Source organism: Lentibacillus populi, assembly GCA_014642895.1.
In the GTDB taxonomy this organism is placed as follows: domain Bacteria; phylum Bacillota; class Bacilli; order Bacillales; family Amphibacillaceae; genus Lentibacillus_C; species Lentibacillus_C populi.
Map to the genome: position 1 here is coordinate 21,601 of BMJD01000017.1, position 12,509 is coordinate 34,109.

Below are 12,509 nucleotides of genomic sequence, written 5' to 3' on the forward strand. Positions count from 1 at the left end.
ATCCACTTAGATAATTTGCTATACTATGTCCAAATAATGTTGTAAGTGAGGGCTTAACATGAGAACAAACCGTCAAGGAATCATTGTCTGGTTCCAGCATATGAAAAACCTGAGACAAATAAAGCGCTATGGTCATTTGATTTATACATCAAAAAAATTAAAATATGCTGTTTTATATGTTGACCAGGATGAGATAAAAGACATTGAAAAAAAGCTGCTGAAGCTTTCCTTTGTATCAAAGATAGATCACTCCTATAAGCCCTTTATTCGGACAAATTATGAGAATGCCAAGCCCGACAAGGCCAAGCAGTACGATTATAAAATGGGAATTTAAGGAAAGCAATCCTTCGATATAAGATACCCCTTCCTCAGGTACATAATGAACGGAAGGAAAAAGTGATTAGAAAACTTGGCATTCGCCAAGCCTTTGGGCGAATGCCTTAGTTGCACTTATGCAGGATAAGAAAGTTTATACTTTCTTATCTGACAAAAAGAAAACCTGCAGAATGTTCTGCAGGTCTTTTTGCTTTCTGCTCGAAAACAAAAAGGCAAAGGGAGAGGAGAAACCGGAGGAGAACTTATGGGGAAATGTAAGTCTTCTCCGTGTTTTGAAACAACTAAGCTAAGTATTAGCTGCCTCGTTATGTTATTATGGACGACCAAAAGAATAATATACGTTTTTTGAATAGATTTTTAAGAGGATGTTTCAAAATATCACCAAATGATAAGTGCCGAACTATAAAGTTGGCAATAGGGAATCTTCTGCTTCAACAGCAGAGGTCAGCACGGCCCGTGCAACCCCGGGTACTCTAAGACTATGCCACCTCGACCTTCAAGACTTAGTACGGCGACTTATTGAACACGTACTTAAAATCCATACAGAATTTTGAGGTATGGATTGCAACACCTTAAAAGAACAGTCGCTTGTATGTTTGTTTTGTGGTAAAATGTCGATTAGCGGCAGTTTGAGGTGAATAATATGAGAGTAATAGCAGGTGAAATGAAAGGCAGACACTTGAAGACGGTTCCCGGTAAGTCAACAAGGCCAACAACTGATAAGGTAAAAGAGGCTGTTTTTCAGATTGCCGGACCTTTTTTCACTGGCGGGTTATGTCTGGATCTGTTTGCTGGCAGCGGCTCGTTAGGTATTGAGGCTCTGAGCAGGGGGATGGAAAAGGCAATTTTTATCGATAAACATCCAAAGGCAATTCAAACCATTCATCAGAATTTAAATGCGCTCCATCTTGAACAGCAAGCAGAGGTATATCGCACAGATGCATATCGTTCGCTAAAAAGGCTCGCAGAAAGAGGTTTGCAATTCGATTTGATTTTATTTGATCCGCCATATAGTAAAATCGATTATGCCAAATTTTTACATACTATTGAATCATTACAGCTGGTAAAGCTTAATGGTATTATTTATTGTGAACACGATGCAACCGAAGTTTTACCTGATGACCTTGAACATGTAAAGATTCTGAAACAGGAAAACTATGGGGGGACAATCGGCATTACTATTTATCACGCATTAACGGACTGTAATACTCCCCACCTCTAGGCGTGAGTATACCAGCAGCACGTAAATATCCGATTTTAGGAACAAAGACTGACCGACATCCTTGTGACCCACATCGTACGAGCCTCGGGCTAACATTCAGTGGGGGAGGAAGGGCAGGCTAAAAACCGTCACGTCCCATGCCTTCGCCTGCACTAGGACGTCCTGTGCTAAATGAAGTTTCACTTTACATCGTGTTACAGGCAATAGTTAAAGAAGCGATAGAAGAGGTGTATGCAGAATGAGCAGATTGGCAATCTGTCCAGGTAGTTTTGATCCAGTTACATACGGACATTTAGACATCATCCAGCGCGGAGCAAAAATTTTTGATCAAGTAATTGTTGCCGTGTTTAACAATCAATCAAAAGCACCGTTATTTACAGTAGAGGAACGGATGGAGCTACTTCGGGAAACGACAAAGGATTTACCAAATGTTACGGTTGACTCTAGTGCTGGTCTATTAATTGATTATGCGAGGGAGCAAAATGCGCGTGCAATTTTACGCGGTTTACGTGCAGTTAGTGATTTTGAATATGAATTACAAATCACATCGATGAATCGAAAGCTGGATGAAAATATTGAAACATTTTTTATGATGACAAACAATCAGTATTCCTTTTTGAGCTCAAGTATTGTAAAAGAAGTGGCCAAGTATAAGGCAGATGTATCCGATATTGTTCCAAAGGCAGTCGAAAAAGCCCTTATGGAGAAATTCAGATTGTAAATTAAAAGAATGCTGCACATGATTTTCGTGCAGCATTCTTTTAATTTATAAACCTTCGCCGATAGAGGATGAGTACCGAAATTGCCAAAAAGAGGATCGTAATAAATGGACCAGCGTGCTTTATGATATCTAAAATACTCACCCAAATAGTTTGATCTGCACCTTCTGAAACGGGGATACTTTCCAGCTCGAACGCCTCCCTGTTTACATATAGTGGTTTGTATAAAATAATGGTTAAGATACTGGCAAAGAAAGCATGAAGAAAACGTGCAAAAAAATAAGGTGCAAAACGAATATCTGTTCTCGCAATAATACTGGATACTTGAGCCTGAACAGAGAGACCGTGAAAACCCAGAATAAAACTGACAATAACCATCTGGGCCAGCAAACTATCAATAAATGTTTGTGATATCATTTGTGAGCCTAACGTAATTTCGAAAAGTCCCGATAAAAACGGCAGCGCTAATTCTACCGGAAGTGAAATGGCATGGAAAACGAAATGGAATGAATTAGCAATAATTGGTGAAATACCCAGGATATATAATAATTTTGTGAAAACGGAAAAAAGGATGATAAATCCGCCAACCATTACTAATGTTTTAACCGAATTCAGAACCGCATCCCCCATGACTTGTCCAAACGGGCGGGGGTCGTTCAATCTTGTCCGGTGCATTTCTTTAAACGCTCGCGTCAGTGATACTTTGTTTCCCGCTGGCTTTTTTCCTTTTTCTTTGGATCTTCCGTAAAATCGCATACAAATACCGACAAATGTATTGCCTATATAATGGCAAGCAATCAAAAGGATGCCAAGTTTTAAATCATTGAAAAGCCCGCCTGCAATTACGCCAATAATAAATAGTGGACTGGAGGCGTTGGTAAATGCGACTAGTCGTTCTGCTTCAATCTGTGTTATTTGTTTCTCTTCCCGTAAATGCACAGAAATTTTGGCTCCTGTTGGATATCCGCTAACCATTCCCATTATCCAGGCAAAACTGCCGACGCCAGGCACATTAAAAATTGGACGCATGATCGGTTCGCAAAGTACGCCAATAAAATTAACGACACCAAAGCTGATCAGTAATTCAGCAATGATAAAAAAGGGCAGTAATGTCGGGAATACACTTTCCCACCATATGTTTAGTCCGCGCACGCTGGCCTCGGAGGCTTCGTCGGGAACTGTCAATATTGCAAATGCGATAAACCCTGTAATTCCGGCTAAAACAAGCGTTTTTATAATTTGCTTCAACATAAAGCCCCCTAGTGAAGTGCTACCCCTGTACTTCTTTTTTTGATAGTAGTAGAATAATTTTTAGTTCAGCATAAAAGCAATAATAAAAACATAATGGTTTGAAAATGTGATCATGTTTTGTACGAGTCTCTATCAATATACGCACATACCCCCGGCATTTATGCCATACACTTTTTAGACAAACCATTTGTACAGTAGTTGTATTTTGAAATTGGAAGGAGTTATATTGTGAAAATTACCAAGCGCCATATACTGTATTTAATTATTGTTGTAGCGATTGCTTTTTTTCTATCTGCATATCAATTGCCGTATTATATTTATAAGCCGGGCGGGGCCGATCCATTAAATCCAATCGTTGCAGTTGATGGCGGTTATAAGAGTGCAGGTGATATGCACTTGGTAACTGTTAGAGGAGGACAAGCGACTCCGATTCAATACATCTGGGCAAAGCTTTTACCACATCAGGAAGTACTGCCATTAAAAGAGGTCAGACCTGAGGGAATTACCGAAGATGAATATTTCCATGCACAGTTGCAAATGATGGAGAACTCGCAGGAGGCGTCCACCGTTGTAGCGTATCAAGCGGCTGGAGCAGATATTAATATCGAATATAATGGTGTATATGTAGTCACGGTTATTGAAGGAATGCCTGCTGAGGGAAAGTTAAAAATGGGAGACCGGATTATCGGTATTGATGGAAATGAAGTAAAGCAGGCGGATGATCTAATTTCCTATGTCGAGAATAAAAATGCTGGTGACACCATTTCCATAGAATTTAAGCGGGATGACAAAACGTTAACCAGGGACATTACACTTGAGACATTTAAAAAACTCGACAATAAAATAGGCATTGGTATTCAATTGGTCACAGACCGGAGCGTCACGGTAAATCCGAAAGTCAAGTTTTCCAGTGGCAGTATTGGAGGTCCGAGCGCCGGACTAATGTTTTCGCTGGAAATCTATGATCAATTAACGAAAGAGGATTTAACACACGGCTATCAAATTGCCGGAACAGGTGAAATGGACTACGAAGGAAATGTTGGACGTATAGGCGGGATTGATAAAAAAGTGATTGCCGCAGATGACGAGGGCTGTAAAATATTTTTTGCCCCCAATGAAAATGGCGCCCCGGATTCCAATTATGAGGTCGCCAAAAAGACGGCAGAGGAGATTGGAACAGATATGAAAATTGTTCCGGTTGATACGTTTGACGATGCATTGCAATACTTACAAAATTTGAAATAAAAACCGTAAGTGCTGTATCATTTTTGATGGTACAGCACTTTTGATATCACGGATCCATAATAGGCGGTTGCAATTCCTGGCTGCGTAATTTCATTTGCAGGGCGGGTGGGAGAATACTATAGTAAGCGGCACTTGCTTTTTCCTCCAAATGAAGCAGCGGATGCATATTCCGGCTTAATTTTGTAATCACTGGAATCTCAATCTGTTTTTTTATACTGTTCAGGTATTGTCGCCCTGTTTTAGTTAAGCCCAGTAACCGTACATATGGCATGGAAGCCATTTCTAAAACGAAGGTCATATCCCGCTTTTTTGTGTTCGTTAAAATATGAACGAACATTCTCTGCAGTCTCGTCCAGGTATAACGTTTCGTTTTTAACTGCTCCATCCAATTTTCAAATGAGGTAGCATGTTTTGCCGTTTTTTTGAGCCGATATTCCAATCCTTCATCAACCCCTTGGATAGCAGAGAGTTCTTGCTCCGTCATCGTCATAACGCGGTAATGCAACAAAGGAAAATAATCTTCCCACTGATGCCAGCTAGTTGCAATATGGCGATAACGGTTCAGTTGTTCTTTCGTTGCTTCTGGAATGGCAGCAGCTATTTCGGGGGTAATCTTGTTATCTGCAAAAAGCTGCTCGCGAATACTCGTTGCACTGGCGATCGAGCTTGTAATCGTTTTGTCGTGATACCCGCTCTTACTGCGTTTAATGGTTAAGGGTTCAATTGGCAAATTATTTTCCAAAATAGCCTTCACATAGCTGAATCCCAGTATATTGTTAGGCTTGGTCAAATCCATTCCAGCTGTTGTCAGGCCGATTTTTTGATAAGCAGCCTTACTCGCTTCCGGAAAAGATAGCCCCTGTTGCAATTGGGTTGTCAGCGTTTCCCTGAATAGTTCAGCCTGTTCGTTAAACAAGTGGTAACCTGAAATGAAATCAGTAATGTCTCCTGACTCACTGCCGAAACAAATCGAATCAACCCCTAATGCCTGAAGTGTCAGGACGGAACCCCTCGCAAACAGGTCACTGCTCTGAACCGCAAAAGCGTAGGGAAGCTCGACAACAATATCTATTCCACTGGTGACAGCCGCTTTTGTCCGATAAAACTTGTCAATAATGGCAGGCTCTCCGCGCTGCAGGAAAGAGCCACTCATGACGGTAATCATGCAATCAGCATTGGAAACGTTTTTCGCATTCTTAAGATGATATACATGACCATTATGAAATGGATTATATTCGACAATTAAACCACATGCCTTCATTTGTACACCCCCTATGTATGTTACCATTTTGAACATCTTCTTTTAGTTTAGCAAAAAATCCTTTGATTAGCACTTGTCCAAGGATGGATGTAAAATGATAAGGGAATGCTATATGTAAAATGGTTTTCATTTTGAGGATATGAATAAGTTGTAACTGAACTGAACATTCATATAGTGTGGCGTCTAGCTCCAGCGCCCAGCGGCTAGTGGACAACACCCGCCTCCGTATGATAAGTCAACATCGGTTCGGGGCGGAAGGAAGGCCGACTAAAAACGGCCATTGCGGCCAACTCACGTCTACCCCTTTTTTAGTGGCATGTTTCCTTTATCTCCGGCGGTTGTTTGTTCGGTTAAAACCGCTGCTCCCGGCAGCACACCGAACCACCCGCGTTGCCCGGGCGCAGTCCATACGCCGCTAACCGGCCGCTTCCGCTTTTGGATTTGTAAAGAAAATATGTTGACAAAAGTCCATTTTCCTTTTAAAATTACTTTTGTTGCTTTCGAGGTGATGAAGATGAAATTCTCAGTTAGTCAGATTAAGCGAAGTACCTATAATGAGCCTTTTAAGTTTGATGAAGTTGTGGATGTTTCTGAATTGGAAGCAATGAACAATGACATTCGGAAAATTGAACCGGTACATGTTTTTGGGGAATGCACATTACAAGGTGAACAGCTTATTTTTACGTTCACGATCAAAGGCACAATGATTTTGCCTTGTGCCCGGACACTCGTTGATGTGCCTTATCCGTTTGAAATAAAGGCGGATGAAGTGTTTACACTATCCGACTATTATGGTGAAGACGAAGAGGAAAATGAAATTCATCCGATTGATGGAGAAATGCTTGACTTAACTCCATATATAAAGGAAAATATTTTATTAGAGGTTCCATTTCGAGTATTTTCCAATGATGCAAATGCAATTGAAAGTGCCCCGATGAAAGGCGTTGGATGGGATTTCATTTCTAAAGAAAACACTGAAAAACCGGTCGATCCGCGCTTGAAAAAATTGGAGTCTTTATTGGACGATAATAAGAAAGAAAAATAAGAATACCCCATTCCATTTTTACTTTCGTTTGAAGGAGGTGTAAGTCATGGCAGTACCTAAAAGAAGAACTTCTAAAAAAGTAAAAAATCAGCGTCGTACTCATAAAAAATTACACGTACCTGGCATGGTAGAATGTTCAAATTGTGGTGAACTAACAAAACCACACCATGTTTGCAAATCATGTGGGCATTATGACGGAAAAGAAGTTGTAAATAACTAACAAAAGCGTTGCTGTGTCGAAGCTAGACGCGCTATATTTCGGGTAGTAAACAGATCACTATTTACAGTGATCTGTTTTTTACTAGTAAAGAAAGGATAAAAAATATAACGTTAACACGCATTAACGGGCCGTAATCCCCCCACCTTTAAGCGTGAGTAAACCAAAAACGTGAAGGTGGGGAGGAAGGTGGGGCTAAAACCGTCACATCCGCATGCATTCGCCAGCACTAGCACGTCCTGTGCGTCGGAACCCCCGCTGAATAAAGTCACTTTTTCAATACATTAACAGAATTGGCCATGCCCCGCTTCAGTTTCTCGAGCTTCAATGGATAAAAAGATCCGGAATTGGGCCAGGCTTTGGAAATGGAAGAAGATAAAGCGGCTGTCAAAAATTATTCACTTGCAAATAGCCATAAATAACATGATAACTTTTAAAAATAGTAAAACAGTTATTCTATCACTCCTACTTCTTGCATACATTTTATAGCAATAGTAAGGAGGGATGTTATGGAGGCAACACGCCAAGATGCATGGACAAAAGATGAAGATGTTATTTTAGCCGAAACAGTAATTCGCTATATTAGGGAGGGTCAAACACAACTAGAGGCGTTTAAGGATGTAGCGGCGCAACTATCACGGACTTCTGCTGCCTGTGGTTTTCGCTGGAATGCAACGATCCGCAAGAATTACCAGGATGCTATTCAGCGGGCGAAGGAAGAACGCAAACAGGCTGGAAGGAAAAAGGCTTGGACCTATGTACAACAACGAGAAAATGCTGAAAAGAATACAATAGACACGGCAATATCGTTATTGGAAAAAATGAAATTGAACTATTCCGTGGAAAACCAATTAACGCAAAAAGAACAGGAAAAAATCATTACCCATCTTGAAAAGGAAAATGAAACACTAAAGTCCCAGTTAAAGCGCTATGAGGATGCTTGGGAGGAAATGGGCAAATTATGGAAGTGGGTAAATACGAAAAAAGAGGGGTAAGGAAGGGGACAGTCTCCAGCACACTGCTTGGTAAAAACTAGTGTAAATGGGGACTGATCTCCCCCTGTATTATTCTTTCTCTTTTACCCCTTCAGGCATCCAAATTAAGGGATTTTCGCCAAAGTCACGTTCCATTTCATATTTTGCTTTCTGGAAACCCATCTTTTCCCAGAAACCTTGTGAATTAATTAATGGGTTCGTTTTGATTGGCAGGTTGCAGTTTTTGGCGAATTCCACCAATGCTTTTCCAAACCCTCTTCCCCGATAATTCGGCAGCACTTCAAGTTTCCATAAAATTAAATAATCCTGTGAAGGCTGGAAATATTGGTCATATTTTTTGTCCACTTTGTACAGGCTCATGCGGGCAGCTAATGCATTGCCATAGTACACACCGTAAAATGGTGATTCACTATCATTTTCTACAATGTTATTGCGTAAATCCTCCAGCATGGACAATTCCTGATTGCCATATGCTGTAAATCGTTCAAACTCTTCCAATGTTTTATAATTGATTAACAGTCTTTCTACCTTTGCTTCGGACATATCCTTCTCCCCCTTGTTGTCAAAAAACTAATTTTTCGTATATATTCTCTTATTATAATATAAATAGACCGCGAATGAAATAAACACCTTGAAATAAGTGTTCAAAAGTTATCAAATTGACTTCTGAAGGTCGAGGCGGCACAGTTTAGAGCAAACAGGAAACTTCCTGGAATTCATATTACACGGGAAAAGTGCTAATATTCGCCAAGAGACAAAGAAACAAACATATTGGAGCAATTTCTTAAATTTCACCATTTTTCACACAAAGTCACGGGTATTTGCTACAATGAGTTAGAGACAAGAAGGGACTGGAAACAATGAAGATTGGCGTTATTGGCGGCGGATCCATTGGTTTATTAATTAGTGCATATCTTTCCGATGGGCATGAGGTCACGATCTACGTACGGAGACAAGAGCAGAAACAAGTAATCAACGAATACGGTATCAGGTTAGCGCACCAGCGAGAACCTTTGTCAGTGAGCGCATTATTAACGGAAGAATTAGCGAAGGAGGATTGTTTGTTTATTTGTGTTAAACAATTTCAGGTTGCAAACATAACTCCTCTATTTAATAAACATCAATCACCTATTATCTTCCTGCAAAACGGGATGGGGCATGTCGACTTGTTGCGTGACATACAGGCGCAGGTTTTCCTCGGAATTGTTGAACATGGGGCACGAAAAATAAATGATCATACAGTTGCACATACGGGAAAAGGGGGCATTAGGGTTGCCTCCTATAATGGTGATAGAAGTCTGTTAGAAATGATGGTATCGAAATGGGACCGACCGGATTTTCCGATAGAGCTGGAAGATGACTGGCTTTCTATGCTCGGGAAAAAGCTGGTCGTAAATGCTGTAATCAATCCGTTGACAGCTTTATTCGGGGTGCCAAACGGAGATATCATTACGAACCCTTACATTAGTACGATAGCCCTGGAACTGTGCCGGGAAGCAGCAGATGTGCTGGGACTGGATTTTTCAGAACAATGGAACCATGTCAAGGAGATAGCCAGTAACACTAAGGAAAATATGTCATCGATGTGGAAGGATATCGAAGAAGGAAGGCAGACGGAGAATGAGGCTATTTCCGGTTATTTACTGCATCATGCAAATCACGATATTCCATTTACACAATTTGCTTATAACAGTATAAAAGCACTGAGATTGAAAAAGGAGCTCATGGATTAGGTATGTTGGATATTATCATTTATTCTATTGCATTTATCATTACTGCCCCAATTCTAACTACATGGGTTGTTTATCAGTTTTCGGTAAAAATCTATCGTCAGAAGTGGAGGGCGTTTCATACAGCCGTAAATTGGACGACGATATGGTACATACTGGCTGTCATGACATTAATGTCGGTTATATTTAACAACAGTTTCTACGGCTGGATTATCGTACTCCTGTTGTGTATCTTGTCAATCATCATTGTCATTCAGTGGAAAACCAGGACAGAAGTTGATTTCAAACGGGCATTTAAGGGGTTTTGGCGCTTTACCTTTTTACTTTTTACTTTTTTATACATATGTCTGATTTTGATTGGGCTGATTCAGCAGCTGTTCTATTTATAGAGAGGATGTTCAAAAGCCAGCAAATGATAAGCGGCGAACGCTAGCGTTGGCGGAAGGGGATCTTCTGCTAAAACCAGTCCTGTGGGCACAGTACGTCTTGTGCAAGTCCGCTGCCCGAAACTACGCCGCCTCGACCCTTCAAGACTCAGGTTCAGCGACTTTTCGAACACATACTTATAACAAATTCATCCCTCCGACATCCAACTTCCAACCTCTGACCTCTGCTTAAACAGATTGCATGAAATTATTTGCTGTTTTATGTACAATACGTATTGGGCAGTACTCATTATTTTTAAAGGAGCATGCAATCTATGCGGATCGACCCTATCTCATTAGAAAATCAATCTGAATTAATGAAGGATTATCGAAATAATAAAACAAAGATTTTGGATTACTTTGACTATCATCCTTTCCAGGAAGCAACATACCAAAACAGGATTCGGGATTTACAGGGACGTTCTTTTAATAGAAAACAATTAGCAGAGACGTTGATGATGATCAATCGTGAGTGGGATGCTCCTGAAGCTACATATAAAAATATTAACAGATTAACGGATGAAAACAGTGTGGTTGTTATTGGCGGACAACAGGCAGGTCTTTTAACAGGTCCCATGTATACGATAAATAAAATCATATCGATTATTCAGCTGGCACGCCAGCAAGAAGAAAAGTTATCGATTCCGGTAATACCGGTTTTTTGGATTGCCGGTGAAGATCATGATTTTGCTGAAATCAATCATATTTTTCTTCCCGAAATTCCCCGGATGAAGAAATATCAATTGTTACAGCGCATGGTTAGCAAAATGTCTGTATCTGCCATTGAGAAAGATGAAGTCTATGCAAACCAATGGATTGATCATATATTTGAACAACTTCAGGAAACACAACATACGAAACAGTTATATGATACGATAAAAGGATGCTTGGATAAATCGCCCACATACGTCGACTTTTTTGCTCGGATTATTTTTCAATTATTTGCTAGTGAAGGTGTTGTATTAGTTGATTCGGCACATGCCAAGTTAAGGGAACTGGAGAGCGAGTACTTTATAAACCTCATCGAAAAGCAACCAGAAATTAGTGAAGGTGTCTATGAGTATGAGCAGCGGTTGAAGCAATCCGGCTATCCAATCTCATTGGGCACTGAGCCGGGAGATGCCCATCTGTTTTATCATTACAAAGAGGAGCGGATCCTATTAACACGGAACGATACCGGGGAGTGGGTAGGAAAGCAAAATAATGTGGTGTTAACAACCGAACAGCTGGTTGAAATTGCCAAAACACAACCGGAACTGCTAAGCAATAATGTCGTAACAAGACCATTAATGCAGGAATTGCTTTTTCCGAGCTTGGCATTTATCGGCGGCCCTGGAGAAATAAGTTATTGGTCAGCATTGAAGCCGGCATTTCGCGCATTGGAAATAAAAATGCCTCCTGTCATGCCGCGTCTTTCCTTCACATTCGTCGAGCGGAATGTGGAAAAGTTATTAAATAGATATGCTATTCCAAGCGGTCATGCAGTTAACAATGGGGTTATTCAGGAACGCGGGAATTGGCTAGCTGGGCAGAGTAACCCGCCGGTAAAAATAATGGCGCAACAAATCAGGCAATCTATTGAAGCTGTACATAAACCGCTTCGGGATGTTGCAAGAAATATTCGCGCTGATTTAGGCGGTCTGGCAGATAAAAATTTATCTTATCTGTTTCGTGATATTGACTATTTGGAAGATAGAATGACAAAAGCACTTGAGGAAAAATATGCAAAGGAATTATCTGAATTTGATTGTATTCACACTGCATTACACCCGAATAATGGATTGCAGGAGCGTGTCTGGAATCCATTGCCATGGATCAATCAATATGGAAGTCAGTTTATTAAGGAATTAACGGAAGCTCCCTGTTCGTTTGCAAATGAGCATTATCTTGTATATATATAAGTTTGGTGATGAGAAGTAGAATTGAAATTGCCGGGATTTGCAGGGAATAGGTGGAGAGGCAGAATAGAAAGGATCGGTTAATTAATTCATCATCCCGTTAAAAGCCCCCCACTTTCCGCCACCAAACAGAACAAAGGCGGAAGCGCCCGGTTAGCGGCGTAT

The 12,509-nt window shown here is 40.6% G+C and carries 13 protein-coding genes; 10 read left to right on the plus strand and 3 right to left on the minus strand.

Features of this window, described 5'->3' with window-relative positions; all coding sequences use genetic code 11:
* Positions 1 to 58: 58 nt before the first annotated feature.
* From IEX12_RS11580 to coaD, 3 genes are all read left to right on the plus strand, one after another.
* Positions 59 to 334: a YlbG family protein gene (locus IEX12_RS11580; RefSeq protein WP_088050063.1), complete on the plus strand. Its 276-nt coding sequence runs from the start codon at positions 59 to 61 to the stop codon at positions 332 to 334.
* A 645-nt stretch (positions 335 to 979) separates the two neighbouring features.
* Complete coding sequence (gene rsmD / locus IEX12_RS11585; protein ID WP_088050064.1) at positions 980 to 1,558, plus strand: 16S rRNA (guanine(966)-N(2))-methyltransferase RsmD; 579 nt, start codon at positions 980 to 982, stop codon at positions 1,556 to 1,558.
* 238 nt (positions 1,559 to 1,796) lie between these two features.
* Positions 1,797 to 2,279: a pantetheine-phosphate adenylyltransferase gene (coaD, locus tag IEX12_RS11590; protein WP_088050065.1), complete on the plus strand. Its 483-nt coding sequence runs from the start codon at positions 1,797 to 1,799 to the stop codon at positions 2,277 to 2,279.
* Between the two features lie 40 nt (positions 2,280 to 2,319).
* Here coaD and spoVV read toward each other — a convergent pair whose 3' ends face one another.
* Complete coding sequence (gene spoVV, locus IEX12_RS11595) at positions 2,320 to 3,525, minus strand: dipicolinic acid transporter SpoVV (RefSeq protein WP_230856048.1); 1,206 nt, start codon at positions 3,523 to 3,525, stop codon at positions 2,320 to 2,322.
* A 231-nt stretch (positions 3,526 to 3,756) separates the two neighbouring features.
* Here spoVV and IEX12_RS11600 point away from each other — a divergent pair, with 231 nt between their 5' ends.
* Positions 3,757 to 4,773 carry a SepM family pheromone-processing serine protease gene (locus IEX12_RS11600; protein ID WP_088050067.1) on the plus strand — a complete coding sequence of 339 codons (1,017 nt, stop codon included), beginning with the start codon at positions 3,757 to 3,759 and terminating at the stop codon, positions 4,771 to 4,773.
* A 46-nt stretch (positions 4,774 to 4,819) separates the two neighbouring features.
* On the opposite strand, the gene IEX12_RS11605 is transcribed toward IEX12_RS11600, so the two are convergent.
* Positions 4,820 to 6,034: a nucleotidyltransferase gene (locus tag IEX12_RS11605; protein ID WP_088050068.1), complete on the minus strand. Its 1,215-nt coding sequence runs from the start codon at positions 6,032 to 6,034 to the stop codon at positions 4,820 to 4,822.
* 514 nt (positions 6,035 to 6,548) lie between these two features.
* Between IEX12_RS11605 and IEX12_RS11610 the strand changes: the two genes are divergently transcribed.
* The 3 genes from IEX12_RS11610 (at position 6,549) to IEX12_RS11620 (ending at position 8,291) form a co-directional block, all read left to right on the plus strand.
* Positions 6,549 to 7,079 (plus strand): YceD family protein, encoded by a 531-nt coding sequence (locus IEX12_RS11610; protein WP_088050070.1) that lies wholly within the window; start codon positions 6,549 to 6,551, stop codon positions 7,077 to 7,079.
* Between the two features lie 46 nt (positions 7,080 to 7,125).
* Positions 7,126 to 7,299, plus strand: a complete 174-nt coding sequence (rpmF, locus tag IEX12_RS11615) for a 50S ribosomal protein L32 (RefSeq protein ID WP_088050071.1) — start codon at positions 7,126 to 7,128, stop codon at positions 7,297 to 7,299.
* Positions 7,300 to 7,805: 506 nt separating this feature from the next.
* A complete protein-coding gene (locus IEX12_RS11620; RefSeq protein ID WP_088050072.1) occupies positions 7,806 to 8,291 on the plus strand; it encodes an RsfA family transcriptional regulator in 486 nt (161 codons plus the stop codon).
* A gap of 69 nt (positions 8,292 to 8,360) precedes the next feature.
* Here the strand turns inward: IEX12_RS11620 and IEX12_RS11625 are convergent, their stop codons facing one another.
* On the minus strand, positions 8,361 to 8,834 hold the full coding sequence (locus IEX12_RS11625; RefSeq protein WP_088050073.1) for an N-acetyltransferase: 474 nt from the start codon (positions 8,832 to 8,834) through the stop codon (positions 8,361 to 8,363).
* 317 nt (positions 8,835 to 9,151) lie between these two features.
* Between IEX12_RS11625 and IEX12_RS11630 the strand changes: the two genes are divergently transcribed.
* The 3 genes from IEX12_RS11630 (at position 9,152) to bshC (ending at position 12,347) form a co-directional block, all read left to right on the plus strand.
* Positions 9,152 to 10,024 (plus strand): 2-dehydropantoate 2-reductase, encoded by an 873-nt coding sequence (locus IEX12_RS11630; protein WP_188725222.1) that lies wholly within the window; start codon positions 9,152 to 9,154, stop codon positions 10,022 to 10,024.
* 2 nt (positions 10,025 to 10,026) lie between these two features.
* Entirely contained in the window at positions 10,027 to 10,410 is a 384-nt protein-coding gene (locus IEX12_RS11635; protein ID WP_088050075.1) for a DUF3397 domain-containing protein, read from the plus strand.
* Between the two features lie 311 nt (positions 10,411 to 10,721).
* Positions 10,722 to 12,347, plus strand: a complete 1,626-nt coding sequence (gene bshC / locus IEX12_RS11640; RefSeq protein ID WP_188725223.1) for a bacillithiol biosynthesis cysteine-adding enzyme BshC — start codon at positions 10,722 to 10,724, stop codon at positions 12,345 to 12,347.
* Positions 12,348 to 12,509 lie beyond the last annotated feature (162 nt).

Coding starts and splice junctions, on each gene's coding strand:
- IEX12_RS11610 (WP_088050070.1), top strand. CDS start 6,549: ATGAAATTCTCAGTTAGTCAGATTAAGCGAAGTACCTATAATGAGCCT.
- IEX12_RS11625 (WP_088050073.1), bottom strand. CDS start 8,834: ATGTCCGAAGCAAAGGTAGAAAGACTGTTAATCAATTATAAAACATTG.
- IEX12_RS11630 (WP_188725222.1), top strand. CDS start 9,152: ATGAAGATTGGCGTTATTGGCGGCGGATCCATTGGTTTATTAATTAGT.
- IEX12_RS11635 (WP_088050075.1), top strand. CDS start 10,027: ATGTTGGATATTATCATTTATTCTATTGCATTTATCATTACTGCCCCA.
- IEX12_RS11620 (WP_088050072.1), top strand. CDS start 7,806: ATGGAGGCAACACGCCAAGATGCATGGACAAAAGATGAAGATGTTATT.
- rsmD (WP_088050064.1), top strand. CDS start 980: ATGAGAGTAATAGCAGGTGAAATGAAAGGCAGACACTTGAAGACGGTT.
- IEX12_RS11580 (WP_088050063.1), top strand. CDS start 59: ATGAGAACAAACCGTCAAGGAATCATTGTCTGGTTCCAGCATATGAAA.
- IEX12_RS11605 (WP_088050068.1), bottom strand. CDS start 6,034: ATGAAGGCATGTGGTTTAATTGTCGAATATAATCCATTTCATAATGGT.
- coaD (WP_088050065.1), top strand. CDS start 1,797: ATGAGCAGATTGGCAATCTGTCCAGGTAGTTTTGATCCAGTTACATAC.
- rpmF (WP_088050071.1), top strand. CDS start 7,126: ATGGCAGTACCTAAAAGAAGAACTTCTAAAAAAGTAAAAAATCAGCGT.
- bshC (WP_188725223.1), top strand. CDS start 10,722: ATGCGGATCGACCCTATCTCATTAGAAAATCAATCTGAATTAATGAAG.